Origin of the sequence: Homoserinibacter gongjuensis, assembly GCF_030161875.1 — a bacterium.
GTDB classification, from domain to species: domain Bacteria; phylum Actinomycetota; class Actinomycetes; order Actinomycetales; family Microbacteriaceae; genus Homoserinibacter; species Homoserinibacter gongjuensis.
In genome coordinates, this window is record NZ_BSVA01000001.1 from 2,309,309 (window position 1) to 2,334,951 (window position 25,643).

General features: G+C 70.5%; 19 protein-coding genes and 7 pseudogenes. 11 read left to right on the forward strand and 15 right to left on the reverse strand.

Annotated elements, in window-relative coordinates; genetic code table 11:
• Positions 1-108 precede the first annotated feature (108 nt).
• Both rsgA and aroA read right to left on the reverse strand, forming a co-directional pair.
• A pseudogene (gene rsgA, locus QQK29_RS12475) lies at positions 109-1,136 on the reverse strand (ribosome small subunit-dependent GTPase A).
• A 16-nt stretch (positions 1,137-1,152) separates the two neighbouring features.
• Positions 1,153-2,591: pseudogene (aroA, locus tag QQK29_RS12480) on the reverse strand (3-phosphoshikimate 1-carboxyvinyltransferase).
• Between the two features lie 111 nt (positions 2,592-2,702).
• Here aroA and QQK29_RS12485 point away from each other — a divergent pair.
• Entirely contained in the window at positions 2,703-3,320 is a 618-nt protein-coding gene (locus QQK29_RS12485; protein WP_284300723.1) for a sigma-70 family RNA polymerase sigma factor, read from the forward strand.
• Positions 3,317-3,385, forward strand: a pseudogene (locus QQK29_RS18750) (alpha-ketoglutarate decarboxylase); the annotation flags it as partial. The gene QQK29_RS12485 and the pseudogene QQK29_RS18750, both read left to right, overlap by 4 nt.
• Positions 3,386-3,796: 411 nt before the next feature.
• Here the strand turns inward: QQK29_RS18750 and QQK29_RS12495 are convergent.
• Positions 3,797-7,720, reverse strand: a complete 3,924-nt coding sequence (locus tag QQK29_RS12495) for a multifunctional oxoglutarate decarboxylase/oxoglutarate dehydrogenase thiamine pyrophosphate-binding subunit/dihydrolipoyllysine-residue succinyltransferase subunit (protein ID WP_284300725.1) — start codon at positions 7,718-7,720, stop codon at positions 3,797-3,799.
• A gap of 188 nt (positions 7,721-7,908) precedes the next feature.
• Here QQK29_RS12495 and guaB1 point away from each other — a divergent pair.
• Positions 7,909-9,347 (forward strand): annotated as a pseudogene (gene guaB1, locus QQK29_RS12500) (GMP reductase).
• A 116-nt stretch (positions 9,348-9,463) separates the two neighbouring features.
• Here the strand turns inward: guaB1 and QQK29_RS12505 are convergent.
• On the reverse strand, positions 9,464-9,643 hold the full coding sequence (locus QQK29_RS12505; RefSeq protein WP_284300727.1) for a hypothetical protein: 180 nt from the start codon (positions 9,641-9,643) through the stop codon (positions 9,464-9,466).
• Between the two features lie 533 nt (positions 9,644-10,176).
• Here QQK29_RS12505 and QQK29_RS12510 point away from each other — a divergent pair.
• Positions 10,177-10,623: a hypothetical protein gene (locus tag QQK29_RS12510; protein ID WP_284300728.1), complete on the forward strand. Its 447-nt coding sequence runs from the start codon at positions 10,177-10,179 to the stop codon at positions 10,621-10,623.
• Positions 10,624-10,746: 123 nt separating this feature from the next.
• On the opposite strand, the pseudogene QQK29_RS12515 reads toward QQK29_RS12510, so the two are convergent.
• A pseudogene (locus QQK29_RS12515) lies at positions 10,747-11,243 on the reverse strand (VOC family protein).
• Between the two features lie 183 nt (positions 11,244-11,426).
• Here QQK29_RS12515 and QQK29_RS12520 point away from each other — a divergent pair.
• The 3 genes from QQK29_RS12520 (at position 11,427) to QQK29_RS12530 (ending at position 14,609) form a co-directional block, all read left to right on the forward strand.
• Entirely contained in the window at positions 11,427-12,152 is a 726-nt protein-coding gene (locus tag QQK29_RS12520) for a helix-turn-helix domain-containing protein (RefSeq protein ID WP_348533925.1), read from the forward strand.
• 100 nt (positions 12,153-12,252) lie between these two features.
• Positions 12,253-13,569, forward strand: a complete 1,317-nt coding sequence (locus QQK29_RS12525; protein WP_284300730.1) for a hemolysin family protein — start codon at positions 12,253-12,255, stop codon at positions 13,567-13,569.
• Positions 13,566-14,609, forward strand: a complete 1,044-nt coding sequence (locus tag QQK29_RS12530; RefSeq protein WP_284300732.1) for a hemolysin family protein — start codon at positions 13,566-13,568, stop codon at positions 14,607-14,609. Before QQK29_RS12525 ends, QQK29_RS12530 begins: the two co-directional genes overlap by 4 nt.
• Positions 14,610-14,756: 147 nt before the next feature.
• Here the strand turns inward: QQK29_RS12530 and QQK29_RS12535 are convergent.
• A pseudogene (locus QQK29_RS12535) lies at positions 14,757-15,849 on the reverse strand (NADH:flavin oxidoreductase/NADH oxidase).
• Positions 15,849-16,472 (reverse strand): HAD-IA family hydrolase, encoded by a 624-nt coding sequence (locus tag QQK29_RS12540; RefSeq protein ID WP_284300734.1) that lies wholly within the window; start codon positions 16,470-16,472, stop codon positions 15,849-15,851. The pseudogene QQK29_RS12535 and the gene QQK29_RS12540 overlap by 1 nt, the downstream one beginning before the upstream one ends.
• Positions 16,473-16,748: 276 nt before the next feature.
• Here QQK29_RS12540 and QQK29_RS12545 point away from each other — a divergent pair, with 276 nt between their 5' ends.
• Positions 16,749-17,315 carry an ADP-dependent NAD(P)H-hydrate dehydratase gene (locus tag QQK29_RS12545; RefSeq protein WP_284300736.1) on the forward strand — a complete coding sequence of 189 codons (567 nt, stop codon included), beginning with the start codon at positions 16,749-16,751 and terminating at the stop codon, positions 17,313-17,315.
• Between the two features lie 27 nt (positions 17,316-17,342).
• Here QQK29_RS12545 and QQK29_RS12550 read toward each other — a convergent pair whose 3' ends face one another.
• From QQK29_RS12550 to QQK29_RS12560, 3 genes are read right to left on the reverse strand one after another with little or no spacing between them, the layout of a single operon-like run.
• Positions 17,343-18,077, reverse strand: coding sequence for an amino acid ABC transporter ATP-binding protein (locus tag QQK29_RS12550; RefSeq protein ID WP_284300738.1), 735 nt, complete (start codon positions 18,075-18,077; stop codon positions 17,343-17,345).
• Positions 18,074-18,916 (reverse strand): amino acid ABC transporter permease, encoded by an 843-nt coding sequence (locus QQK29_RS12555; RefSeq protein WP_284300740.1) that lies wholly within the window; start codon positions 18,914-18,916, stop codon positions 18,074-18,076. Before QQK29_RS12555 ends, QQK29_RS12550 begins: the two co-directional genes overlap by 4 nt.
• A 40-nt stretch (positions 18,917-18,956) precedes the next feature.
• Positions 18,957-19,679 (reverse strand): ABC transporter substrate-binding protein, encoded by a 723-nt coding sequence (locus tag QQK29_RS12560; protein WP_348533868.1) that lies wholly within the window; start codon positions 19,677-19,679, stop codon positions 18,957-18,959.
• A 232-nt stretch (positions 19,680-19,911) separates the two neighbouring features.
• Here QQK29_RS12560 and QQK29_RS12565 point away from each other — a divergent pair, with 232 nt between their 5' ends.
• The 3 genes and pseudogenes from QQK29_RS12565 to QQK29_RS12575 all read left to right on the forward strand — a co-directional run bounded on the left by QQK29_RS12565 (position 19,912) and on the right by QQK29_RS12575 (position 22,414).
• Positions 19,912-20,928, forward strand: a complete 1,017-nt coding sequence (locus QQK29_RS12565) for a glycosyltransferase 87 family protein (protein ID WP_284300742.1) — start codon at positions 19,912-19,914, stop codon at positions 20,926-20,928.
• Positions 20,929-20,974: 46 nt separating this feature from the next.
• Positions 20,975-21,175 carry a hypothetical protein gene (locus QQK29_RS12570; protein WP_284300744.1) on the forward strand — a complete coding sequence of 67 codons (201 nt, stop codon included), beginning with the start codon at positions 20,975-20,977 and terminating at the stop codon, positions 21,173-21,175.
• 6 nt (positions 21,176-21,181) lie between these two features.
• Positions 21,182-22,414 (forward strand): annotated as a pseudogene (locus tag QQK29_RS12575) (MFS transporter).
• 10 nt (positions 22,415-22,424) lie between these two features.
• On the opposite strand, the gene QQK29_RS12580 reads toward QQK29_RS12575, so the two are convergent.
• The 5 genes from QQK29_RS12580 to QQK29_RS12600 are packed head-to-tail and all read right to left on the reverse strand — an operon-like array spanning position 22,425 to position 25,546.
• Positions 22,425-23,087 carry a response regulator transcription factor gene (locus QQK29_RS12580; RefSeq protein ID WP_284300746.1) on the reverse strand — a complete coding sequence of 221 codons (663 nt, stop codon included), beginning with the start codon at positions 23,085-23,087 and terminating at the stop codon, positions 22,425-22,427.
• 32 nt (positions 23,088-23,119) lie between these two features.
• Positions 23,120-23,494, reverse strand: coding sequence for a hypothetical protein (locus tag QQK29_RS12585; RefSeq protein WP_284300748.1), 375 nt, complete (start codon positions 23,492-23,494; stop codon positions 23,120-23,122).
• Entirely contained in the window at positions 23,491-24,378 is an 888-nt protein-coding gene (locus QQK29_RS12590) for a hypothetical protein (protein ID WP_284300750.1), read from the reverse strand. The genes QQK29_RS12585 and QQK29_RS12590 overlap by 4 nt, the downstream gene beginning before the upstream one ends.
• Entirely contained in the window at positions 24,375-25,262 is an 888-nt protein-coding gene (locus tag QQK29_RS12595) for a sensor histidine kinase (RefSeq protein ID WP_284300752.1), read from the reverse strand. Before QQK29_RS12595 ends, QQK29_RS12590 begins: the two co-directional genes overlap by 4 nt.
• Positions 25,259-25,546 (reverse strand): hypothetical protein, encoded by a 288-nt coding sequence (locus tag QQK29_RS12600; RefSeq protein ID WP_284300754.1) that lies wholly within the window; start codon positions 25,544-25,546, stop codon positions 25,259-25,261. Before QQK29_RS12600 ends, QQK29_RS12595 begins: the two co-directional genes overlap by 4 nt.
• Positions 25,547-25,643 lie beyond the last annotated feature (97 nt).

Consider the following 25,643-nt stretch of genomic DNA (forward strand, 5'->3'; position numbering starts at 1 on the left):
GCTTCGAGCCTAGCGACGCTGGTTTCGAGACGCGTATCGCTGCGCGATGCGCTCCTCAACCAGCTGAGTACACCGCTGATTGAGGAGCGGCGCAGCCGCGTCTCGAAATCAGCCGCGCAGACTGCCCAGCAGCCGCCGCAGCGAGTCCACGCGCGCCGGGTCGACCTCACCGCGCTCGACGGCCTCGTCGAGCGCGCAGTCGGGCGCATCGGCGAGGTGGGTGCAGCCGCGCGGGCAGGTCTCGGCGACGGCCGCGAGATCCGGGAATCCGCGCAGGATGTTGTCGGGGTTCACGTGTCCCAGGCCGAACGACCGCACGCCGGGCGTGTCGATGATCCACCCGCCCGTCGGCACCCGCAGCGAGACAGTCGAGGATGACGTATGCCGCCCCGGCCCGTCACCGCGTTCACGACGCCGGTGGCGCGCTCCGTGCCCGGCACGAGCGCATTGACGAGCGTCGACTTGCCGACCCCCGAGTGCCCGACCGCGACGGTCGTGTGACCGGCGAGCATGGGCGCGAGCTCGTCGACCGGCCAGTGGTCTTGCGCGCTGCGGACCACCGGGATCTCGAGCCCCGCGAAGTTCGCCAGGAACGGTTCGGGATCGGCCAGGTCGGTCTTGGTGATCACCATGATCGGATGGATTCCCGCATCGTACGCCGCCACGAGGTAGCGGTCGACGAGTCGCGGTCGCGGCTCGGGGTTCGCGGCGGCCACCACGATGAGCAGCTGGTCCGCGTTGGCCACGATGATGCGTTCGTCGGCGTCGGTGTCGTCGGCGCTGCGGCGCAGCAGGGTCGTACGGGGTTGGATGCGCACGATCCGGGCGAGGGTGCCTGCTTCACCCGACACGTCTCCCACGACGTCGACACGGTCGCCCGTGACGATCGCCTGATCGCGCAGCTCTCGGGCGCGCGTTGCGGTCGCCGTGTGCTCGGTCGGGGTGTCGGCGTCGATGAGCACTGTATAGCGCCCGCGATCCACGGAGAGCACGCGCGCCGTGACCGAGTCGTCATGCGTCGGCCGGATCTTGCTGCGCGGCCGGTTGCCCTTGGGGTTCGGGCGTACGCGCACATCCGATTCGTCCCAGGCGTCGAAGCCCTCGGGGTCGTCATCGTCGCCGCTGAGCCAGCTCACGCGGCAGCCCCGGCGCTCACAGCGGCAGCGACTCCCAATGCGTCGGCGTCGCGTCGCGGGCGAACATCGCGCGCCACAGTTCGGGGAACTCGGGCAGGGTCTTCGCCGTGGTGCCGATGTCGTCGACGGTGACCCCCGACACGGCGACACCCGCGAGCGCACCGGATGTCGCCATCCGGTGATCCGCGTAGGCCTCCCATGCGCCGCCGTGCAGCGGCCGTGGATGGATCTCGAGCGAGTCGGGATGCTCGATCACCTCGCCGCCGAGGCGGTTCAGTTCGGTCGCGAGAGCGGTGAGACGGTCGGTCTCGTGGCCGCGCAGGTGGCCGATTCCGGTGATCGTGCTGGGTCCATCGGCGAAGGCGAGCAGCGTCGCGATGGTCGGCGTGAGCTCGCCTCCGGTCGAGAGGTCGACGTCGGCCGAACGCAAGGCCATGCCGCCGCGCACGCCGTGACCGCCGTCGATCGTCACGCTGTCGCCGTCGCGCGTCACCGTCGCGCCCAATCGCGGCAGGAGCGTGAGGAACTCCGCGCCGACCTGCGTCGTGGAGTCGGGCCAGCCCTCGATCGTCACGGTGCCCCCCGCGAGCAGGGCCGCCGCCAGGAACGGTCCCGCGTTCGAGAGGTCGGGTTCGATCGTCACGTCGTCGGCGCGAATGGTCTGCGGCGCCACGACCCAGACCCCCGCTCGGGCTCCTCCACCGTCACGCCGCGCGCCTGAAGGCACGCGATCGTCATGCGGATGTGGGGCATGCTCGGCAGGTGCTCCCCGGTGTGGCGCAGGGTGAGGCCCTCCACGAAACGCGGGGCGGCCAGCAGCAGGCCCGACACGAACTGGCTGGAGGCGGACGCGTCGATCGCGAGCTCGCCGCCGCGCACCTCGCCCGTGCCGTGCACGGTGAACGGCATCGTGCCGCGCCCGTCGTCGCTCACCTCGACGCCGAGCCCGCGCAGGGCGTCGATCGTCGTGCGCATCGGACGCTTGCGGGCGTACGGGTCGCCGTCGATGCTCGAGGGGCCGAGTGCGAGCGCCGCCACGATCGGCAGGAAGCGCATGACGGTTCCCGCGAGCCCTCCGTCGATCGAGCCGCCGAGCAGTTCACCGGGGGTGACCCGCAGATCGGGTCCGAACGAGCCGTCACCCGGCACGCGTTCGATGCCGACCCCGAGGGAGCGGAGGCCCTCGATCATGAGAGTGGTGTCGCGGGAATGCAGCGGGCGTCGGATCGTCGACGGGCCGTCGGCGAGCGCCGCGAGCACGAGCTCGCGGTTGGTGAGGCTCTTCGAGCCGGGCAGCGACAACCGTGCGGCGAGCGGACCCTCCGCGAGCGGAGCCGGCCACGGGCCGTCGGTGCCCGTCGCGAGCGTCACGTCGAACAGCTCTCCCGGGTCGGACGACCCACCAGGTCGCTCGGGGAGCAGCTCATCGCGACCGGAATAACCGAAGACACCCATCGGTTGTCCACAGTAGTGCCCTTTACCGGGCGGGGAGGAGCGGGCATGCTCGTGCTGGAAGCACCGACGCGGTCAGGCCGTGTCATGACACGCGGCATAGACTCGACGCCGATGGCAGACACCGCGCGCCCCGAGCCCGGCCCCGACGAGCTGCGGAGGCTCTTCGCCGAGCAGGCGATCCCGTTCATGGACCAGCTGTACGCAGCGGCCATGCGCATGACACGCAACCCCGCGGATGCCGGGGACCTCGTGCAGGAGACGTACACGAAGGCGTTCGGCGCGTTCGGCGGCTTCGAGCAGGGCACCAACCTCAAGGCGTGGCTCTACCGCATCCTCACCAACACCTACATCAACAGCTACCGCAAGAACCAGCGCAGCCCCTACCAGGGCACCCTCGACGAGCTCGAGGACTGGCAGCTGGGCTCGGCCGAGTCCCTCACCCAGGGGCGCACGACCCGATCCGCCGAAGCCGAGGCGATCGACCACCTCCCCGACAGCGACGTCAAAGAGGCACTGCAGTCGATCCCCGAAGACTTCCGACTCGCCGTGTACCTCGCGGATGTCGAAGGTTTCGCCTACCAGGAGATCGCGGACATCATGAAGACCCCCGTCGGCACGGTGATGAGCCGACTCCACCGCGGACGCCGCCTGCTGCGCGAGCGCCTCGCCGAATACGCCCGCGAGCGTGGGTACACCGTCGCGGACACCTCCACCAGGAGCACGAAATGACCGATTGCGGTTGCGACAAGGCCAAGGCAGAGCTCGAGGAGTTCCTGCACCGCGAGCTCTCCGAGACCGACCTGCAGGACATCCAGGAGCACCTCGACAACTGCGAGGACTGCTCCACCGAGCACCTCGTGGGGCTGACGCTCATCCAGAAGGTGCAGCGCGCCTGCCAGGAGAAGGCCCCGACGAGCTCCGCGCGTCGATCCTGGCGGCACTCGACAGCTGAGGCCGCTTTCTCGACGCTTTCGCGGCGGCGCGGATTCGGTTTCCGGCCGCATGCCCCCGCGTATCGCCTGGCGGCGATGCGCTCCCGCCAGTCCCGATGCCAGCGTCCGGAAACCGAACCCGCACCGCCGCTGCGCTCGACGGTTCGCGCGACTCAGGTGGTTGAGGAGCGGCGCGGATCGACGCGTCTCGAAACCGCCGCACAGCACGAGGGGCGCCGACCACGCGGTCGACACCCCTCGATGCTCTTTCGCCTAGAGCGACAGCGCGTTCGCGATGAGCGCCGTCTGCTCCGCGGCGCTGCGCTTCGACGAGCCCGTCGCCGGCGACGCCGAGGCGGGCCGCGACGAGACGCGCAGCGCGCGCTCGCCCAGCTGAGGCGCGAGCTCGATCGCCAGGAACGGCCAGGCGCCCTGGTTCTCCGGCTCCTCCTGCACCCACATGATCTCGGCCTCCGGGTAGCGCTCCAGCACGGGCAGCAGCTGGTCGGTCGGCAGCGGGTAGTACTGCTCGAGCCGCACGAGCGCGAAGGCTCCCGCATCCGCGCGCTTCTCGACCTCGTTCAGCAGGTCGTAGTGGATCTTGCCCGAGTGCAGCAGCACGCGCTTCACGGTCGACGGATCCTGGATGCGGGCGTCGTCGATGACGGGCTCGAAGCGTCCCTGCGTGAAGTCGGGCACGTCGCTCGTCGCACCGCGCAGACGCAGCATCGACTTCGGAGTGAAGACGATGAGCGGGCGACGTGGACGCGCGTACGCCTGACGACGCAGCAGATGGAAGTACGACGCGGGGGTCGACGGACGCGCGATCGTCATGTTGTTCTCCGCCGCGAGCTGCAGGTAGCGCTCGATGCGCGCCGAGGAGTGGTCGGGGCCCTGCCCCTCGTAGCCGTGGGGGAGCAGCATGACCACGCTCGAGCGCTGACCCCACTTCTGCTCGGCGCTCGAGATGAACTCGTCGATCACCGTCTGGGCGCCGTTCGCGAAGTCGCCGAACTGGGCCTCCCAGAGCACCAGGGCATCCGGACGCTCCACCGAGTAGCCGTACTCGAAGGCGAGGGCGGCGTACTCCGACAGCAGCGAGTCGTAGATCGCGAGGCGCGCCTGGTTCTCGGACAGGTTGCCGAGCGGCAGCCACTCCTGGCCGTTCTCCCGGTCGTGGTAGACCGCGTGGCGCGAGACGAAGGTGCCGCGACGGGCGTCCTGGCCCACGAGCCGCACCGGCGTGCCCTCGAGCAGGAGCGAGCCGAGCGCGATGAGCTCCCCGAAGCCCCAGTCGATCGAGCCGTTGCGGCTCATGTCGAAGCGCTTCTTGAGCAGCTGCTGCAGCTTCGGGTGCACCGAGAAGCCGGCGGGCGGGTTGTTGTGCGCGTCGCCGATGAGCTCGACCACACCCTGGTCGACAGCGGTGGAGGCGGGCTCGCCCGTGGCGACATCCTCGTTCTGCTGGGAGCCGGGACGCTCGAGGTCGGAGACGGGCTTCTGGTCGTGCGCCACGACCGGGATCGACCCGGTCTGCGCCGCGTGCGTCTCGGCGAAGGCGCGCTCGAGGCGTTCCTGGAAGTCGCGTTGCGACTGCTCGAACTCCTCCTCGGTGATATCGCCGCGACCGACGAGAGCCTCGGTGTAGAGCGTGCGCACGCTGCGCTTCGCCTCGATGAGGTTGTACATGAGCGGCTGCGTCATCGACGGGTCGTCGCCCTCGTTGTGCCCGCGACGGCGGTAGCAGACGATGTCGACCACGACATCCCGCTTGAACTGCTGGCGGTACGCGAAGGCGTGCTCTGCCACGCGCACCACGGCCTCGGGGTCGTCGCCGTTCACGTGGAAGACGGGCGCCTGGATCGTCTTGGCGACATCCGTGTTGTAAACCGAACTGCGCGCGTCCTGGGGCGTCGTGGTGAAGCCCACCTGGTTGTTGATGACGACGTGGATGGTGCCGCCGGTCTTGTAGGCGCGCAGTTGCGACATCTGCAGCGCCTCCACGACCACGCCCTGGCCCGCCATCGAGGCGTCGCCGTGCACGAGGATCGGCAGGGTGCCGTACTGGCCGTCGCCCTTGCGGTCCTGCTTGGCGCGCACGATGCCCTCGAGCACGCCGTTGACGGCCTCGAGGTGCGAGGGGTTCGCGGCGAGGTAGACCGGGACCTCCTTGCCGCTCATCGCGGTGAAGGTGCCCTCGGTGCCGAGGTGGTACTTGACGTCGCCCGAGCCCTGCACCGACTTGAGGTCTTGCGTGCCCTCGAACTCGCGGAAGACCTGACCGTAGGTCTTGCCGGCGATGTTGGTGAGCACGTTGAGCCGACCGCGGTGCGCCATGCCGATCGCGACCTCGTCGAGGCCCGCCTCGGCGGCGCCCTGCAGGATCTCATCGAGCAGGGCGATCGTGGACTCGCCGCCCTCGAGGCTGAAGCGCTTCTGGCCGACGTACTTGGTCTGCAGGAAGGTCTCGAAGGCTTCGGCCTCGTTGAGCTTGGCGAGCACGCGCAGCTGCTCGTCGTGGGTGGGCTTGACGTAGGGCTTCTCGAGCCGCTCCTGGAACCATGCGCGCTGGGCGGGGTCCTGAATGTGCATGTACTCGACGCCCACCGTGCGGCAGTACGAGTCGCGCAGCACACCGAGGATGTCGCGCAGCAGCATCGTGCGCTTGCTGCCGAAGCCACCGGTCACGAACTCGCGGTCGAGGTCCCAGAAGGTGAGACCGTGGCTCGCGATGTCGAGGTCGGGGTGGGAACGCTGGCGGTACTCGAGCGGGTCGATGTCGGCCATGAGGTGGCCGCGCACCCGGAAGGAGTTGATGAGCTCCTGAACGCGACTGGTCTTGGAGATGCGCTCGGAGAGGTCGACGTTGATGTCCTCGGCCCAGTGGATGGGCTCGTAGGGGATGCGCAGCGCCGCGAAGATCTCGCTGTAGAAGTCGCGCTCGCCGATGAGCAGCTCGTGGATCTTCTTGAGGAACTCACCCGAGCCGGCGCCCTGGATGACGCGGTGGTCGTAGGTGCTCGTGAGGGTGATCGTCTTGCCGATGCCCATCTCGACGAGGGTCTTCGGGCTCGCGCCCTGGAACGCTGCCGGGTACTCGAGGGCGCCCGCGCCGATGATGCAGCCCTGGCCGCGCATGAGGCGCGGCACAGAGTGCTCGGTGCCGATGCCGCCCGGGTTGGTGAGCGAGATGGTGACGCCCTGGAAGTCGGCGGCCGTGAGCTTGTTCGCGCGGGCTCGTGCCACGACGTCCTCATAGGCGGCGAGGAACTCGGCGAAGTTCATGGTGTCGGCGCGCTTGATGCCGGGCACGAGCAGCGAGCGCGAGCCGTCGGGCTTGGGCAGATCGATCGCGATGCCCAGGTTGATGTGCGCGGGAGCGACGACGCTCGGCTTGCCGTCTTCGGTCTCGCGGTAGAAGACCGCCTGGCTCGGGAACTCCTTGAGCGTCTGCACCATGGCCCACGCGATGAGGTGCGTGAACGACACCTTGCCGCCGCGTGCGCGACGCAGGTGGTTGTTGATCACGATGCGGTTGTCGATCATGAGCTTCGCCGGGATGGTGCGCACGCTCGTGGCGGTCGGCATCGACGTGCTCTGATCCATGTTGGTGGCGAGCGTCTTCGCCATGCCCTTGAGCACGGTGACGGTCTCCCGCGGCTCCGACTCGGCCGCGACGGGGATCGACGCGGTGGTCGGCGCCTGCGCCGGGATCGGCTGCGGCTTGGCGGGAGCGGAGGTGGTGCGCGCGATGGGAGTGGTCGGCGGTGCGCTCTCGGCCGCCGGCGCGGCGGCCGGAGGCGTGGCGGGAGCAGGCTCGGTGACGGCCTCGGGGATCTGGGCTTCGCCACCCTCCTGCGACTTGGGCGCGACGGCGTCGGCGGGAGCGGGGGTGGCGGCCGGCGCGGAGGCGGGCGTCTCGGCCGGGGCGGGCGCAGGGGCGGAGGCGTCCGCGGGGGCAGGCGCGCCGTCCGCGGATGCGGCAGCAGCATCCGGCTCACCCACGACAGGGATCGCGGAGGTAGGGGTGGGGTCGTCGACCGGGCGATACGACTCGAGGATCGGCCACCAGCTCTTGTCGACCGACTCCTTGTCGACGAGGTACCGCTCGTACATCTCGTCGACGAGCCACTCGTTGGCTCCGAACTCTCCTGAAGCGTTGTCTTCAGGCGTCACTCCGGTGACGGGGTTGGACACAGCCGACCGCCTACTCTCACTACTCGCCGGTGCCCAGGGATCCGGGTGATCCCCGCTGGTCACACCATCGACAAGCCTAACGCGACCGGCGGCGCGGCGCGGACATCCGCGAGGTGTTCGGGGAACCTCTCAGGGAGACGGAACGGGGAACCCGGCCCGGGTGGAGCGGAGGCGTCTACCGTGGTGTCATGCGCTTCACGGGACAGGTGCCGGCCCACGATCTCACCTATTCGGATGTGTTCCTCGTTCCCAGCCGTTCGGGGGTCGCCAGCCGCCTCTCGGTCGACCTCGCGACGACCGACGGAACCGGTGCCACCATCCCGATCGTGTCGGCCAACATGAACTCGGTGACCGGCCCACGGCTCTCGGCGACGCTCGCCCGCCGTGGTGGCCTCGGGGTGCTGCCGCAGGACCTGCCGCTCCAGGAACTCGACGCCGCGATCCGCTGGGTGAAGGAGCAGCCGGTGCGCTGGGATGCCCCCATCGAGCTGTCGGCGGATGCGACGGTCGCTGACGCGCTGCGGGTGGTGCCGGCGATCGCGGCGGATGTCGTGGTGCTGCGTGACGCCGACGACGGGGAGGCCGGATGCGTGCCCGCGGCCCGGCTCGCGACCGCCCTGCCCGATGCGCGACTCGGCGACCTCGTGCACGGCGGGGTGACCTCCTCGACGCCGACGACCTCGACGGTGCACGCGCCGCGTTCGACCTGCTCGTGGATGCGGATGTCGACGTCGCGCTCGTGCGCCACCACGGCCGCCTGGTCGGATCGGTGACCCGACGCAGTGCCCTGCGTTCTACGATCTACGCGCCGGCGCTCGACGCATCCGGGCGGCTGCGGGTCGCGGCCGCCGTGGGCATCAACGGCGACGTGGCGGCCAAGGCCCGGGCGCTCGCCGACGCCGGCGTGGACGTGCTCGTGGTCGACACGGCGCACGGGCACCAGGAGGGCATGCTGGCGGCGCTCCGCACGGTCGCCGGGCTGGGGCTCGGCATCCCGATCGCGGCGGGCAACGTGGTGACCTCCGACGGCGTGCGGGACCTCGTGGAGGCGGGCGCGTCGATCATCAAGGTCGGTGTCGGGCCTGGGGCGATGTGCACGACCCGCATGATGACGGCGGTCGGGCGCCCCCAGTTCTCGGCGGTGCTCGAGACGGCGGAGGCGGCGCGCGAGCTCGGCGCGCACGTTTGGGCGGACGGCGGCGTGCGATACCCGCGCGACGTGGCCCTCGCGCTTGCGGCGGGTGCCTCGGCCGTGATGATCGGCTCGTGGTTCGCGGGCACGATCGAGGCGCCGGGGATGCTGCAGACGGATGCCGCGGGCCGGCTCTTCAAGGAGAGCTGGGGCATGGCGTCGACGAAGGCCGTGCAGGAGCGCTTCGGGCGGCTCGACCCGTACGAGCTCGCACGCAAGGAGTTGTTCGCGGAGGGCATCTCCAGCTCGAAGATCTACCTCGACCCCAACCGCCCCTCGGTCGAGGACCTGCTCGACATGATCACCTCGGGCGTGCGCAGCTCGTTCACCTACGCGGGCGCGGCATCGCTCGCCGAGTTCCACGAGCGGGCCGTCGTCGGCTTCCAGTCGGCCGCCGGATACGAGGAGGGCAAGGCGCTCCCGGTGTCCTGGTGAGCGGGTTCCCATCTCCGGCTGAGCGGCTCCCGGTCTCCCCGTGGCGGTTCGGGGGTGCCAAACGCTGTAGCGGTTGAGGGTGGGCGCCCGATATCGCTGGCGCGGCCCGTCGAAAACTAGCGCGCGAGCCGCGCTGCGGCTGTGCGGAACAGCAGGCTCTGGGTGTGATCGAGGGTTGCCGCCGTGGGCCGCGGCATGTTCGTGGGCAGGCCCGCGCCCCGCAGGATGTCGTAGAACCGCCCGAGAGGGTGCAGGTCAGCGGGGTCCCAATGCGTGATCCCGCGAACGTCGGGCAACGCGAGAAGGGCCCGATCGCGTTCCTTCTCTCTCCGGAAGACATCGACGGGGTCACGACCCTTGAGATAGTTCGGGTCCCGGTACTTCGCTCGACCATCGCATTCCCCCGCGTGGCCCAGCTCTGCCCACCAGAGGTCCACACGGCGGATGCCGACGCGGGTCGCGAACTCGCGTTGCGGCTCAGGGCGGGGAATCCCAGCATCACTGCGGCGATCCGCGACTCGGTCTCGGGCGGTGACTCCGCCCTGCCGTCGGCCTCTGCGATCACGGCGCGTGCGCGATCCGTGCCACGGCGGGTTCTCGCATCCGAGAGCCGTGCGATGAGTTCCGAGTGGGTCGTGAGTGCCGCGCGTCCGAAGGCGGTGCCCAGCGCGGAGTCCGCGATGACCACGCCGTCGACGAACGACAGCTCTCGCGCCAGGTCGATCACCGTCTGCGCGGGTGAGGTCACCAGGAGGCCGTCGAGTTCGACGATCTCGCGGCCGTCGAACCCGAGCGCGCGGCGGCGAAGGCGACCGCTCGACCGGCCGCCGTGTGCGCGCTCTACCAGCACATCGACCCGGCGAGGCCAATCGCGGCGGATGCGCATGTTCCAGAGCGCCGCGGCGGCGTGGTGCGAGTACACCTGGGGAGCGGTCACACGCTCCGCCGTGCGCAGCACGAGTTCACGGTGCTGTCGGTGGCGCTCGACCGCATTCCACTCCGCCGGCAACGCGAACTCGCCGGGTCGCACACGATGAAGCTGACCCGTGCGGATCAATTGCGCCAGTTGGCGATCGGTGAGGCCTTGGTCGAGCGCTTCCGCCCGAGTGATTCGTCGCAGGTCGATGTCGTCCATCGCTGTAGCGTCTGCCGCGCAGAGCGTCTCGTGGGGCGAGGTGCGCCGATTCGCGAACAGTTTGCGATGCACGGTTCTGTGCAGGGACGGATGCGGTCCCGCGGGCGGTGCGGTCGCATCCGGTGCCTGCATGGCGCGTAGCGCGCCAGTATTCTGCGCGGCGCGGCAGTTATCACGGGCGCGCTCTGCGAAGCGCTACAGCGTTTGGCACCCCTCCCGGCCGCACCGGCGAAGCGCTGCCGCGTTTGGCAACCCCACGCGGGGTCAGCCGGCGAACGACGCGGCCCACTCGGCGACGCGGCGGTCGCTCTCCTCGGGGAGAGGTCTTCGATGCGGGTCATGATCGACCAGCGCACGCCGTAGGGGTCGCGGAGGCTCGCGAAGCGGTCACCCGAGACGAAGGTCGAAACCGGCTCCCGGATCGTCGCGCCCGCTGCCTCGGCGGCGGCGACCACGGCATCCGTGTCGGCGCAGTAGAAGGCGAGCGAGTAGCAGTCGTCGTCGCCCGCGGGCGGCGGCACGAGGTGGTAGTCGGGAGATGCCTCGCCGAGCTGCACGTGTCCGTTGCCGAAGTCGAGGTCGGCGTGGCTCACGACGCCGCCCATCTCGGTGGAGCTCACCAGCTGCGCACCGAATACCGTGCGGTAGAACTCGATCGCGCCACGCGCATCCGTGAGCGCGATGAACGGGGTGATGGTCGTGTAGCCGTGCGGGATACCGTCGGTCGTGTGGGCGCCCGTGACGCCAGTCATGTTGGTCATGCGGCCCACGTTATGGATGCGATGTCGGCGCCGTCGTGAAGAATCCGGCCAGAAGCATCCGCGCGGGAGAGAGGAACGTGTGACCCAGCCACCCAGCCGCGGCGTGCTCTATCCCGCACGCCTCCCGACCTTCACCCGCGTTCCCCCGAGCCAGCGGAAGCGGCCTTCGTCGTGCACTTCTGGGTGCCTGAGTGGAGCATCGAGCCCGGTCGGGTGTCACGCCAGCAGCTCATCGGCTACCCGGCGGTCAACCTCGTCGTGATGGCGGACGAGGTGGTCGTCTCCGGCCCGACGACGCGCCGTTCGCATCGCGATCTGAGCGGCGACGGATGGGGAGTCGGCGCGCTGCTGCGACCAGCCGCGGTGCCCGCGATCGCGGGCGACCCGCTCGTGCTGCGCGATACCGAGAGCCCCCTCGATGCGCCCGAGCTCGTCGAAGCGGTGACCGAGGCCATGGATGCGCGCGACCCGCACCGGATCACGCGCGCCTGCCGCATGCTCGGTGCATGGATCGTCGAGCGGGCAGGGGAGCCCTCGCCCGACGCGCTGCTCGCCAACGAGCTCGCGCGCGTCATCGACGGGGATCCGACCGTGCTGCAGCTCGCCGACATCGCGGCCCGGCTGAAGGTCTCGCAGCGCACCGTCACGCGCCTCGCTCGACGCTTCGTCGGCGTGACCCCCGCGGCGATGATCCGGCGGCGGCGCCTGCAGGAGGCGGCCGAGCAGCTGCGCGCCGACCCGAGCATCGCCCTCGCCGAGGTCGCAGCGCGCCACGGCTACGCCGACCAATCGCACCTGAGCCGGGACTTCCGCAGCGTGCTGGGGTTCACCCCGACGGGGTATCGAGCGGATGCGGCGGCCGCGCCGCCTGCGGCATCCGTCCAGCGTCGGCCGTTTGGCGGCCTGTAGGCTGGCCCGATCATGGACGAGCCTCCGTCTTCGACGTCTGAGCCAGCCCACCCGGTACGCCCCCACCCCGGCGCGACCCCCTGCCCGGAAGCGACCTTCGATGAGCCCCGAATGGTGGATGTTCATCGCCGGTGCCTTGCTCACGGTCGGCACCGGGTTGTTCGTTGCGAGCGAGTTCGCGCTCGTCAACCTCGACCGGCATGATCTCGAGGCTCGGCAGTCGCGAGGCGAGACGATGCTGGGCCCGACGATCCGAGCGCTCAAGGTCACCTCGACGCATCTCTCGGCGGCGCAGCTCGGCATCACGCTCACGACACTGCTCGCCGGCTTCACCCTCGAACCGGCGTTCAGCGGATGGCTGCGGCCGCTGTTCGACGCGTGGGGACTCGACGCCACCACCTCGCGCGTCGTCGCCTCGATCGTCGCGGTCGCGGTGGCGACCCTGTTGTCGATGATCATCGGCGAGCTCGTGCCGAAGAACTTCGCGCTCGCCCTACCGCGACAGACCGCGAAGGTCGTCATCCCCTTCCAGATCGTGTTCACCATGGTCTTCAAGCCGTTCGTGGCGCTGCTGAACGGCACCGCGAACGCCGTGCTGCGCGGCGTCGGCATCGAGCCGAAGGAGGAGCTGAGCTCGGCCCGCACCGCCGACGAGCTCAAGAGCCTCGTGCGGCGCTCCGCGAGCGAGGGCGCGCTCGACCGCGACACCGCGACGCTGCTCGCGCGCACCCTCGCCTTCTCGGAGCACACGGCGGCCGACGTCATGACGCCGCGTCCGCGTCTCGCGGCGGTCGACCGCGGCGACACCGCCGAGACCGTCATCGAGCTCGCCCGACGCACGGGGTACTCGCGCTTCCCGGTGACCGACGAGGGACCGGACGACATCGTCGGCATCGTGCACATCAAGCAGGCGGTGGCGGTACCGCGCGAGCGACGCGCATCCGTTCCCGTGTCGGCACTGCAGACCGACGCCCTGCGCGTGCCCGAGACCATGAAGCTCGACGTGCTGCTGGGGGAGTTGCGTGCCCGCAGCTTCCAGATCGCCGTGGTCGTCGACGAGTACGGGGGCACCGCCGGTGTCGCGACCCTCGAAGACCTCGTCGAGGAGCTCGTCGGCGAGGTCTCCGACGAGCACGACCGCTCACGCCCCGACGTGGTGCGCAGCCGCGGCTGGCTCACCTTCCCCGGAGCGCTGCGCCCCGATGAACTGCTCGAACGCGCCGGCGTGACGGTGCCAGACGACGGGCCCTACGAGACCGTCGCGGGTTACCTCATGAGCGAGCTCGGCCGCATCCCGGTCGCCGGAGACACCGTCGAGATCGACGCGGGAACCTTCCGCGTCGAGCGCATGGACGGTCGGCGCGTCGACCGCGTGCGCTTCACGCCGCGCCCCGTCGAGCCGGAGGAGGAGCGATGAGCGCCTCCGACTGGTGGGGCCTCGTGTGGCTCGTCGTGCTGCTGATCGGAAACGCGTTCTTCGTGGGCGCGGAGTTCGCCGTGATCTCTGCCCGTCGTTCGCAGATCGAGCCGAAGGCGGAGGCCGGATCCCGCGCAGCGAAGACCGCGCTCTGGGCGATGGAGCACGCGACCCTCATGCTCGCCACGAGCCAGTTGGGCATCACCGTGTGCTCGCTGCTCATCCTCAACGTCTCCGAGCCGGCCATCCATCACCTGCTCGCGGTGCCCTTCGGCCTCACCGGCTGGCCCGAGGAGGTGATCGGCACGGTCGCCTTCATCGTGACCCTCGTGATCGTGTCGTTCCTGCACGTCGTGTTCGGCGAGATGGTGCCGAAGAACATCTCGTTCTCCGTGCCCGATCGGTCGGTGCTGCTGCTCGCCCCGCCGCTCGTCGCCGTCGCGACCGTCTTCCGCCCCATCATCCGGGCCCTCAACGCCACCGCGAACGGCGTGCTGCTGCTGTTCCGGGTGCAGCCCAAGAACGAGGCGACGAGCGCGTTCACGGTCGAAGAGGTCGAGCTCATCGTGCGCACCTCGACGCGCGAGGGGGTGCTCGCCGACACCACCGGTGCGCTCAGCAACGCATTCGAGTTCACGACCAAGAAAGTGGCGGATGTCGCGCTCGGCATGGATGCGCTCGTCACGCTCCCGGAGGATGCGGCTCCCGCCGACGTCGAGCGCGCCGTCGCCCAGCACGGCTTCAGTCGGTACGTGCTCGTCGACGAGGATGGCGAACCGAGCGGATACGTGCACCTGAAGGACGTCATCGACCTGCGCGACGACGAGTTCGACGACCCGGTGCCGCCCAAGCGCATCCGTCAGCTCATCTCGCTGTACCGCGGCATGGAGCTGGAAGACGCGCTCGCGATGCTGCGCCGCGCCGGCAGCCACGTGGCACGGGTGTTCGACGAGAGCGGCGCCACGCGCGGGGTGCTGTTCCTCGAGGACATCATCGAAGAGCTCGTCGGCGAGGTGCAGGACGCGACGCGTCGCCGATAGCGACGCTCCTGCGGGGAGATGGAGCGGTTGCGAGACGCATGCCCGCGTGCGCCTGGACGGCGCACGCCCGCCCGACCCGATGCCAGCGTCTCGCAACCGCTCCATCACCCCGCCTACGCTCGACGGATCGAAGCCGCGCGGCAGGGGTCAGCGCGGGCGAGCGCGCAGGTACTGCGGAGGCCAGTAGTCGAGGTCGACGCCGAGCTCGCGGGCGGCGCGCAGCGGGAAGTGCGGGTCGCGCAGCAGTTCGCGACCGAGCATGACCGCATCCGCTCGCCCGTCGCGGATCACGGCGTCGGCCTGCTGCGGGGTCGTGATGAGGCCGACCGCCGAAACGGGCACGTCGGCGTCGGCGCCGATCTGCTCCGCGAAAGGCACCTGATAGCCGGGGCCGAGCGGGATGCGCACGCCACCCACGAGGCCGCCGCTCGAGATGTCGAAGAAGTCGGCTCCGGCGGCCTGCGCCCAGCCGGCGACTTTCGCGGTCTGCTCGGCATCCCAGCCGTCATCGGCCCAATCGGTCGCGGAGAAGCGCACGAGAACGGGCAGTTCGTCGCCGACGGTGTCGCGCACCGCGCGCACCACCTCGAGCAGGAGCCGCGCGCGGTTCTCGAGCGAACCGCCGTAGGCGTCGTCGCGCCGATTCGAGAGGGGAGAGGAACTGGTGGAGCAGGTAGCCGTGTGCCGCGTGGATCTCGACCAGGCCGAACCCGGCCCGCACGGCGCGCGTCGCCGCATCCGCGAACGCGTGCACGACACCCGGCAGCTCCGAGGCGTCGAGGGCGCGCGGCGTGGCATAGCCGTCGAACGCGAGCGCCGAGGGCGCGACGGTCTGCCAGCCGCCGTCTGCCGGCGGCACCGAGCCGCTGCGATCTTCGCCCCACGGCGCGTAGGTCGACGCCTTGCGCCCCGCATGGGCGAGCTGCATGCCGGGCAGCGCGCCCTGACTCCGCACGAACGCGGCGATCGGCGCCCAGGCGGCCTCGTGCGCATCCGACCAGATGCCGGTATCGCGCGGCGAGATGCGGCCTTCGGGCGTCACGGCGGTCGCCTCGCTCATCACGACGCCCGCGCCACCGCGCGCGAGCGAGCCGAGGTGCACGAGGTGCCACTCGTTCGGGATGCCGTCGCGGTCGAGACACGAGTACTGGCACATCGGCGAGACCCACAGCCGGTTGCGCACGCTCGTGCCGCCCGCGGCCGTCGTGCGCAGGGTGATCGGGTCGAACAGGCCGGGCATCAGGACTCCTGGCCGAGCGAGACGAGGAACTCGCGAAGCTGCGGGGCGTCGGTGAAGACGTGCCCGGTCACCCCGAGGGCGGTCGCGCCGTCGACGTTGACCGCCTTGTTGTCGATGAAAACCATGCTCGCCAGCTCGATGCTCAACTCGCGCGCGATGTAGCGATAGATCTCCGCATCGGGCTTCAGCAGGCCGAGCTCGGCGCTCACGAACACGCGCTCGAAGAGGGTGGCGAACGGTGCGTACCGGAAGGGGTCGCCGAAGTCGAAGCCCGCGTTCGAGAGCAGGGCCATGCGGGTGCCGCCATCGTGCAGTTCCTCGAGGATGCGCACGGTCGCGGGCTCCGCGCTGATCCATCCGCGGAAGTCGATCACCCAGAGCTGCTGGATGGTGGCGAGGTCCCAGCTGACGCCGAGGTCGGCGGCCACCTGTCGCCAATACTCGATGATCGACAGGCGTCCGTGGTCGAGCAGGTCGCGGTGCCGCCAGTAGACGGGCCAGAACTCCGCGGAGGAGACCCCGGCGGTCGCGACGAGTGCGAGCTTGTCCTCCTCGCTCTGCGACCTCGAGATCACCTCCCCGTAGTCGAAGACGACGACACGGTTCGGGATGCTGATGGCCACCGGCCCAAACTATCGTGGCGACATGGACGCACGCTCCGGTCGCAGCTTCGGCCCCGAGGACGCCGCCGCATGGATCGCGGTGCCCGGCCCCGACGACGACAAGTACTCACGCGGGGTGGTCGGCTTCGTGACCGGTTCGGCGCGCTACCCCGGGGCCGCCGTGCTGGGGGTGGAGGCGGCGCTGCACACCGGCGTCGGCATGGTGCGCTACCTCGGCGCGGGGCGCCCGCGCCTCGTGCTGCAACGGCGGCCCGAGGCCGTGACAGCCGAGGGCGCGTGCAAGCCTGGGTGGTGGGTTCAGGGCAGGATCCCGAGACCATCGACGACGTCGCGGCTGCGGCGCGCGACCGTGCGCTCGGCGATCCGGTTCCGATCGTCATCGATGCCGGCGCGCTCGGTTTCGTGGAGCAGGCGACGGGCGCGCGCGTTCTCGTGCCGCACGCGGGAGAGCTCGCCCGCCTGCTGCATCGGGAACGCGACGCGATCGCGGCCGACCCTGGGGCATCCGCTCTCGAGGCGGCGGAGCGCTTCGGCGCGGTCGTGCTGCTGAAGGGCAGCACGAGCTACGTCGCGGATGCCGGCGGCGGCCTGCTCGAGGTGGCGTGCGCCCCGGCGTGGACCGCGACCGCGGGCACGGGCGATGCGCTCGCGGGCGTGCTGGGCGCCCTGCTGGCGACCCACGCGCTCGAGCTCGAAGCCGACCCGGGCTGCGCCGCGCCGCTCGCCGCGACCGCTGCGGTGCTACACGGCCTCGCGGCCCAGCGGGCGAGTCGGGGAGGGCCGTTCACAGTGCTCGGGTTGTGCGCCGAGCTGCCGGGGGTTGTGCGCGAGTTGCTCACCTGACCGTCGCTCCGGGGCGAGGGGCGGGACTCAGGCCGAGAGCCGGGCGAGGAACTCACGCGTTCGCGGCTCGCGAGGAGCCGCGAAGAGCTCGCGCGCCGGGCCCTCTTCCACCACGACGCCGCCGTCGAGGAACAGCACGCGGTGGGCCACATCCCGCGCGAACGCCATCTCGTGCGTCGCCATCAGGATCGTCGCCCCGTCGGAGGCCAGCTCGCGCACGAGGTCGAGCACCTCGCCCACGAGCTCCGGGTCGAGCGCCGAGGTGATCTCGTCGAGCAGCAGCACCTCGGGATCGGTCATGATCGCTCGCGCGATCGCCGCGCGCTGCTGCTGTCCACCCGAGAGGCGATCCGGATGCTCCCGCGCCTTGTCGGCGAGTCCGATGCGTTCCAGCCACCGCATCGCGCGATCCTCGGCCTCCTGTCGCGGCATCCGGTGCACGCGGCGCGCCGCGAGGGTCACGTTGTCGAGCACCGAGAGATGCGGGAACAGGTTGTAGTGCTGGAACACCACGCCGAACCGCGCACGCACTCCATCGGCATCCACCCGCGGGTCGGAGATGTCGTCGCCCCCGAGCAGGATCTGCCCGTCGTCGATCGGCTCGAGCAGGTTGAGGCAGCGCAGCAGGGTCGACTTGCCCGACCCGCTGGGCCCGATGAGGGCGACGACCTCGTTCGCCTCGAGCTCGAGCGAGATGCCGCGCAGCACCTCCTTGTCGCCGAACGCCTTCCAGATACCGCTCGCGGTCAGCACGGCGCTCATACGATCGACCCCATCTGCTCGCGCTGCCGCAACCGTGCCGTGTACCAGTCGGTGAGCCGCACCGAGGGGATCGCGAGCAGGATGAACAGGATGCCGGCGACGACGTAGGGCGTGAAGTTGTAGGTCTGCGCGTTCATGATCTGCGCCGCACGCACGGCGTCGACGGCTCCGAGAATCGAGATCAGTCCGACATCCTTCTGCATGGCGACGAAGTCGTTCATGAGCGGCGGGGTGATCTTGCGGAACGCCTGCGGCAGCACGACGCGCCGTAACGTCTGCGCGTAGCTCAGCCCGAGGGCACGGGCCGCGAGGCGCTGCGAGGGGTGCACCGCCTCGATTCCGGCGCGGATGACCTCGGAGACGTAGGCCGAGTAGGTGAGCGTGATGCACAGCGTGCCGAGCACGATCGGGGGCACGCGTTCGCCGGTGAGGGTCGGGATGCCGAACCCGAACAGGTAGAGCACGATGATGAACGGCAACCCGCGGAACACGTCGGTGTAGGCGGCCGCGAGCACGCGCAGCGGGAAGAACACCGCGCCCGGCAGGGTGCGCAGCGTCGCAAGGAAGAGCGCGCACACCCCGACCGTGACGACCGACATGCCGAGCACCTGCAGGTTCAGCAGGAAGCCGTCCCACACGCGGGGGAGGGAGCGCAGGGCGACCTCGGGATCGAAGAACGCCGCCTGCACGATCGCCCAGCCGGGTGTGCTCGCAAGCGTTGCCCAGACGATGACCGCGAACGCGAGGGTCGACGCGATCGCCACGAGCACCGAGCGGCGTTCGCGGCGGCTCCGGAACGCGCGCCGGTCGAGCTCGAGCTCACTCGGCTGGTGGGTCACGGCTCGACGCTAGCCGATGCCGTGACCCCTGCGGGGCGGGTCACTTCAGCAGCGTCACGCCCTGGCCCGAACCCAGCCACTCATCGGTGATCTCGGCGAGCTTGCCGCTGTCGCGCAACGCATCCACCGCCGCGGTGACCTTCGCCGTCAGGGGCGAGTTCTTCGACAGCAGCAGGCCCCACTCGTCGGGGATGCCGGCGGCAGGCAGCTCACCCACGATGAAGGAGTTCTCGATGTAGACGCCCGTCGCGTAGTACGCGGTGGGCAGATCCAGCACGATCGCGTCGATCTGGTTCGCCTTGAGCGCGGCGACGGCATCCTCGTTCGAGTTGTAGAGCTGGGGTGCCACGTTCGGCCGCACGGCCTTCTCGATCGTGGTGGCGCTCGTCGAGCCCGACATGGCGCCGAGCAGGAGGTCCTTGAGGCCCGCGAGCGTGTCGACGCCGTCAGCCTTGCCGCCCTCGATAGCCACGACCGCCTGACTGGCCTGGTAGTACGGCGAGGAGAAGTCGACGGCCTGCTTGCGCTCGTCGGTGATCGTGTACTGCTGGATGTTGAAGTCGAAGCCCTTGGGGCCCGGTGCGATCGCGGCCTCGAAGCTCGTGCGCACCCAGACGACGTCTTCCTTCGCGAAGCCGAGCTCATCCGCCACGGCGTAGGCGACGGCGGCCTCGAAGCCCTCGCCCGACTCCGGGGTGTCGTCGATCACGTAGGGGAAGTAGGCGGTGTCGCCGGTGGCGACGGTGAGCTTGCCGGGCGTCACGTATCCCTCATCCGCGTCGCCCGAGGGCGAGGCGCCGGGGAGCTCGCGCAGGCGGCGAGACTCAGGGCGAGAGTGGCGGCGGATGCGACGGCCACCAGGGGACGGATGCGGGACACGGAACCTCCAGGGTGCTGTGGTCATGAAGGGGAACCCTCCCATCTTCTCCCGCACGCATGCCCCGCGCCGGATGCAGCGTCACTCCGCGTCACGTGGCCCGATTACGCTGAAGTCCATGACGGATGCGGCGCTGGGCTCCGGCGTCCGCAGCCGGACGCGGGCCGTGCTGACGCATCCGGTCACCCTCTGGGCGGCGTTCGTGCTCGTGCACCTCGTGCTCGGACTCATCTGCCTCACCCACCCGAGCCTGCCGATGGGCGACGTCACCCTCGTCTACGCGTTCTGGGCGCAGCGCGGCCTGGATGCCGGCATCTGGGTGGGCATCGACACCTCGTGGGTGTACCCGCTGCTCGCGCTCGTGCCGATGCTGCTCTCGGCGACGTTCGGCTGGACCTTCTACGCGAGCACCTGGCTGACCCTCGCGATGGCGGTCGACGTCGCGGCCTTCGCTGTGCTGCTGCACCGCGGACGGCCGCATCGTGCCACGGCCGGAGCGGCGTGGTGGTGGATCGCGTTCCTGGTCGCCGTGGGGCCCGTCGTGCTCGGGCGTATCGACACCTTCGCCACCGCCATCGCGCTTATGGGCGTGCTCGTGATCGTCGCGCGTCCGGCGCTCGGTTCCGTGCTGTTGACGGTGGGCGCCTGGATCAAGGTGTGGCCGGCCGCGCTTGTCGCGGGCGCCGCCATCGCGCTGCGCCAGCGGCTCACCGTGCTGGCGGCGGCGGCCGCCACGACGGCCGTCGTGCTCGTGATCGGGCTGATCCTGGGCGGCAGTTCCACCCTCCTGAGCTTCATCACGCAGCAGACCGGCCGTGGACTGCAGATCGAGTCACCCCTCGCGACGCCCGCGATGTGGGCGGCATGGGCGCACGCAGGCCCCTCGATCTACTACGACCAGGGCATTCTCACCTACCAGTTGCGCGGCCCCGGCACCGAGTTCGCGGCTTCGCTCTCGACCCCGCTCCTCGCCCTCGCCGTCGGGGTGGTCGCCGTGCTCGGCGTCGTAGGTGCGCGCCGGGGGTCTCGGCCCTTCGCATGCTGCCGCCGTTGCTGCTGGCGCTCACGACGGCGCTCATGCTCTTCAACAAGGTGGGGTCGCCGCAGTTCGCGGGCTGGCTCGCGGTGCCGGTGATCTTCGGTCTCGTCGCCGCGCGTCGCGGAGGAGGGCGTCGTTCCGGGTGCCTGCCGTGATCGCGCTCATGATCGGGGTGTTCACGCAGGCGGTGTACCCGTACTGGTACGGGAAGCTTCTGGGGCTCGACACGGTTGTGCTGGTCGCGCTCAGCACGCGCAACGCCCTCTACCTCGTGCTCTTCGCGTGGGCCGTCGTGGCCCTCGTGCAGGCGGCTCGAACGGACCCGGAACCTCGTGAGTACTGACACCGCATCCGCCCCTCCACGTCGCTCTCGCCCGCCCGCACCCGCCTCGCGCTGCTCGCGCTCGCGCTCGGCGGGTTCGGCATCGGTTCGACGGAGTTCGTGGCGATGGGCCTGCTGCCCCAGATCGCGCACGATCTGCTGCCGAGCGCGTGGACGACCTCGCCCGACGACGCGATCGCCCAGGCGGGCGTCGTGATCGGCGCGTACGCGCTCGGCGTCGTCGTGGGCGCTCCCACGATCGCGATCTTCGCTGCCCGGATGCCGCGGCGCAGCATCCTGCTCGGTCTCGCTGTGCTGTTCACCCTGGGCACCGTTGCGTCGGCTCTCGCGCCGAACTTCGCCCTCGTCGTGCTCTTCCGCTTCCTCGCAGCGCTCCCGCACGGGGCGTACTTCGGGATCGCTGCTCTCGTCGCCGCCTCGCTCATGGGGCCGGGCAAACGCGGCCAGGGAGTCGCGCTCGTGCTCTCGGGGCTGACTGTCGCGAACGTCGTGGGCGTGCCGCTCATCACCTTCCTCGGGCAGCAGGCGGGGTGGCGCGCCGCCTATCTCGTGGTCGCGGCGATCTTCGCGGCGTCGGTGCTCGCGATCCGTCTCACCGTGCCGAAGCAACCGGGGATCCGGATGCGACCCCGCGTCGCGAGCTCGGTGCGTTCGCCCGCCCGGCCGTCTGGCTCGCGCTGCTCACCGGCTCGGTGGGCTTTGCCGGCTTCTTCGCCGTCTACAGCTACGTCGCCCCCTCACGACGGAGGTCACCCAGCTGCCGACCGCCGCGGTGCCGTGGGCGCTCGTGGCGCTCGGGCTCGGCATGACGCTCGGCAACCTGGTCGGCGGTTGGGCGGCGGATCGCGGCGTACTCCGGGCGCTCTTCGCGAGCTTCGCGGTATTCGCGGTCATGCTGCTCGGGCTCGCGCTCACCGCGCCGGTGCCCTCGGCCTGTTCGTGTTCCTGTTCGGGGTGGGGGCAGCGGCCGCAGCGCTGTCGCCCGCCATCCAGACGCGGCTCATGGACGTCGCCGGGGAGAGCCAGACGCTCGCCGCCGCCGTCAACCACTCGGCGCTCAACATCGGCAACGCGCTCGGCGCGTTCCTGGGTGGCGCGGTCATCGCGGCGGGGTGGGGCTACCTCGCGCCGACCTGGGTCGGGCTGCTGATGTGCGTGCCTGGTGTCGCGCTGGCGCTCGCCGGGGCGGCGGTGTCGCGGCGCGTACCGCCTCCGGCGATTCGCTCCTCACCCCGCTGACGGACCGCGCTCAGAAGATCCCGGTGGCCGAGTCCTGGATGAGGATGCCGTCTTGGATCGCGCGGCGTCGCAGGGCCACCTTGGTGCCCACGTCGATGCCCGCGACACGGTACTTCTCGCGGATGCGCTTGAGGTAGCTCTTCGCGGTCTCCTCGGAGATGCCCAGCTGATAGGCGACCGACTTGACGGGCTCGCCTCCGCCGTAGAGGGCCATCACGCGGCGTTCCTGGGCCGAGAGCTTGGGGGCACCACCGATGTCGGAGGCGTTGATCGCGAGGTCGAGCTCCGCCGAGATGAAGCTCTCGCCCTGCGACGCCGCGCGGATCGCCTCGACGATCATCGTGGCGTCTTCGCTCTTCACGAGATAGCCGAGCGCGCCGGCCGCGAGCGCCTCGCGCACGACGTTGGGCTCCGAGTAGGTGCTCATGAGCACCACGCGCGTGCCGGTCGCCTTGAGCGCCGAGATCTTCACGGCGACGGGGATGTTGTCTTTGAGGTCGAGGTCGAGCAGCACGACGTCGACGGGGAACGAGGGATGGGTCAGCAGCTCGGGCCAGGTCGTGAGCTCGGCGACCACGTCGATCTCGTCGGAGGCATTGCGAATCCAGTTCGCGAGCCCGCTCAGGATCATGCGGTGGTCGTCGACCACGGCGAGTCGGATCTGGCCGGCCATGTGATGCTCCTTCGGAACGCGGTGGTGAGGTGTCAGACTTCTGCGGGGTTGTCGACCGCTGCTTCGATGTCGACGCGGAGGCTGCCCTCCTCGGTGGTGTCAGAGTATCGTCCGACCCGTCCGAGTGCGGCCCAGATCGAGGGATCGACACGATTCCGCCGGATGCCGGTGCTCGTGATCGTGATGGGCACGCTGATCTTGTGGTCGTCGCGCGGCGTCCCCGTGGGGGCCAGCGGGCCGAGCTGCAGGGTGATGCTGCGGTGCGGCGCGGCCTTCTTGCGCGAGTCGCTCACGAGCATCCAGGCGGCCGCGAGCAGACCGTCCCGCTGGGCCGCGTCGAGCAGGCCCGCGAGTGCCGACTTGTCGACGAGCGTCACCGAGCGACCGAGCATCTCCGACTCGCTCACCGCGTGGTAGAGCCAGGTCTCGCGGCGCCCCTCGATGAGGTGCAACCGCAACTCGGTGGCGAGGATGCCGCGAGCGACGCCGTCTTGGGCGTGAGCGGCAGAGCGGTCTTCTTGGTGGCGATCGAGTCGAGCAGCCGCTCGGCGGCGAGGTCGAGGCGCGCGAGTTCCTCGGATGCCAGCATGCCCACCGCGTAGCGCGGCGCCGACACGTTGCTCTGCACGAGCACGCGGTCGAGCTCGAGCTGCACCATGCGCCGGTAGCCCTGCACGACGAGCACGCCGATGACGGCAGGAAGCACGGCGAAGGCGATCGCGGCCAGTTGCGGTGCCATATGGTCAGCATCGAAGGGGGTGCCGGGCGGGGTGTTCGCGAACATGGCAGCGGCGAGCACGACGCCGAGCACACCGGCCGAGATGAGCAGCTCGGTTGCCCCGCGCTGGGTCACGACGAGCAGCAGCGCGGCGCCCGCGGCGGTCGCGGCGGTGAGGGTGCGTCCGAGGTCGTGCAGATTCCAGACGGCCACCAGGTCGAGCGCGACGGTCGCCGCGATACCCGCGAGCACGAGGGCGAACACCCAGTCCGGCATCCGGTCGCCACCGACCCGCGACGCGATGACGCTCCCGGCGACCACGAGCAACAGCACGCCCCAGGCGGTCGCCGCGGCGCCGGGAACGGGGTAGCGGTCCCACAGCACGACGAACCAGCTGAGACCGTAGACGGCGCGCAAGGCGACGAAGATGTCGGCGCCGAGGGCGAGGAAGGATGCACCGAGGGTCGGGCGCGCGCCGGCGCGGCCGAGGCGCCGGGCCGTCTTCGAGACGGCCCGAGCCGCTCCCGCGACGACCACGCCGAGCGTGTTCTCCTCGGGGATGCCTGTCGTCATCGCGGCACCTCCAGCACGACGGTCGTGCCTGCACCGGGGGCCGAGAACAGTCGCGCGTTGCCGCCGACCTCGCGCAGCCGGGCGACGACGGATTCGGCGAACCCGAGCCGCGCCTCGTCGATGTCGGCGAGTTCGAAGCCGACCCCGGCATCCGTGACCATCGCGCGAACCGTGCTCTCGTCATCCGTGATCGTCACGTGAGCCTCGGTGACGCCCGAGTGCCGACGTACGTTCTCGAGGCATTCAGCGAGGGCGAGCAGGAAGGCGTCGAGAACCTCGCTGGGCAGCAGCACCTGTCCGGTGCCGTGCCAGCTGACGGTGAGGCCCATGCGTCCGAAGCGCTGCTTGACGGATTCCAGCGTGCGACCGAGCACGGGCTCGGGGTCGCCGCCGGTTCCGAGCTGGTAGCTGCCTGATGCCTGCGGCGTGGGCGTCGAGCCGAGCCGCAGCTGCCGCAGCAGGCGGGCGTCTTCGGCGGCCTGCTCACGGAGCGCTTCCGGGGTGACGCCGACGCCGGAGTGGGCGAGCAGCGTGAGGGTGGCCAGCACGGTGTCGTGCAGCAGACGCGCCGACTGTCGGCGCTGAGCCTCGAGCTCGCTCGCCTGACGCTCGGCGCGGTGGGCTCGGCCGATGCTCGCGATGCGCTTGGCCACCTGCGGCATGCCCGCGGTGACCCACACGCCGATGCCCCCGGCCAGCAGCCAGCCCAGCAGCAGCAGTCCACCCGTGCGCAACGAGGCTTGGGATGCCGAGGTGAACAGCAACGAGAGCGCGGTCAGCGCGACGAACGCCACGCCGAGCCCGATGATGCGCCACGCCGTGCCGGTCAGCACGATCGCCACCGAGGCGAGGGAGCCGGAGATGAGCAGCTGCACCGCCGTCATCCCGCCGAGGCCGAGGGCCGCTTCCCCCACCCGGTCGCGACGCCGAGGATGCCGATGCCCGCGAGCAACGTGAGCAGCACCCAGACGGGGTTGCGGCTCATCCCGAGCATGAACTGCGCACCCGCCAGCAGCAGGTACAGCGTGATGCCGATGCCGAGGGCAGCCGAGCCGTCGACGGCGCCGGGGAGCACGAAGCACAGGGCCGACGCGATCGTGAACCCCAGACCGTAGGCGCGCGCGGCGCGCTGCAGCACGCGATCGCGTTCTTTCGCGAGCAGGTCCATGTCGTCGTGCGCCCCCGCATCGCGCGGGGCTCCTCGCCCCCATCGTGGCAGAAGGGGGCACCCGAATGGGGGAGGGGTCGGCGCGTGTCGCCGAAAC

Excerpts from the sequence above, each read along its gene's own strand:
- QQK29_RS12485 (WP_284300723.1), top strand. The coding sequence starts at position 2,703 with ATGGCAGACACCGCGCGCCCCGAGCCCGGCCCCGACGAGCTGCGGAGG.
- QQK29_RS12525 (WP_284300730.1), top strand. The coding sequence starts at position 12,253 with ATGAGCCCCGAATGGTGGATGTTCATCGCCGGTGCCTTGCTCACGGTC.
- QQK29_RS12530 (WP_284300732.1), top strand. The coding sequence starts at position 13,566 with ATGAGCGCCTCCGACTGGTGGGGCCTCGTGTGGCTCGTCGTGCTGCTG.
- QQK29_RS12550 (WP_284300738.1), bottom strand. The coding sequence starts at position 18,077 with ATGAGCGCCGTGCTGACCGCGAGCGGTATCTGGAAGGCGTTCGGCGAC.
- QQK29_RS12565 (WP_284300742.1), top strand. The coding sequence starts at position 19,912 with ATGACGGATGCGGCGCTGGGCTCCGGCGTCCGCAGCCGGACGCGGGCC.
- QQK29_RS12580 (WP_284300746.1), bottom strand. The coding sequence starts at position 23,087 with ATGGCCGGCCAGATCCGACTCGCCGTGGTCGACGACCACCGCATGATC.
- QQK29_RS12590 (WP_284300750.1), bottom strand. The coding sequence starts at position 24,378 with ATGACGACAGGCATCCCCGAGGAGAACACGCTCGGCGTGGTCGTCGCG.
- QQK29_RS12595 (WP_284300752.1), bottom strand. The coding sequence starts at position 25,262 with ATGACGGCGGTGCAGCTGCTCATCTCCGGCTCCCTCGCCTCGGTGGCG.
- QQK29_RS12600 (WP_284300754.1), bottom strand. The coding sequence starts at position 25,546 with ATGGACCTGCTCGCGAAAGAACGCGATCGCGTGCTGCAGCGCGCCGCG.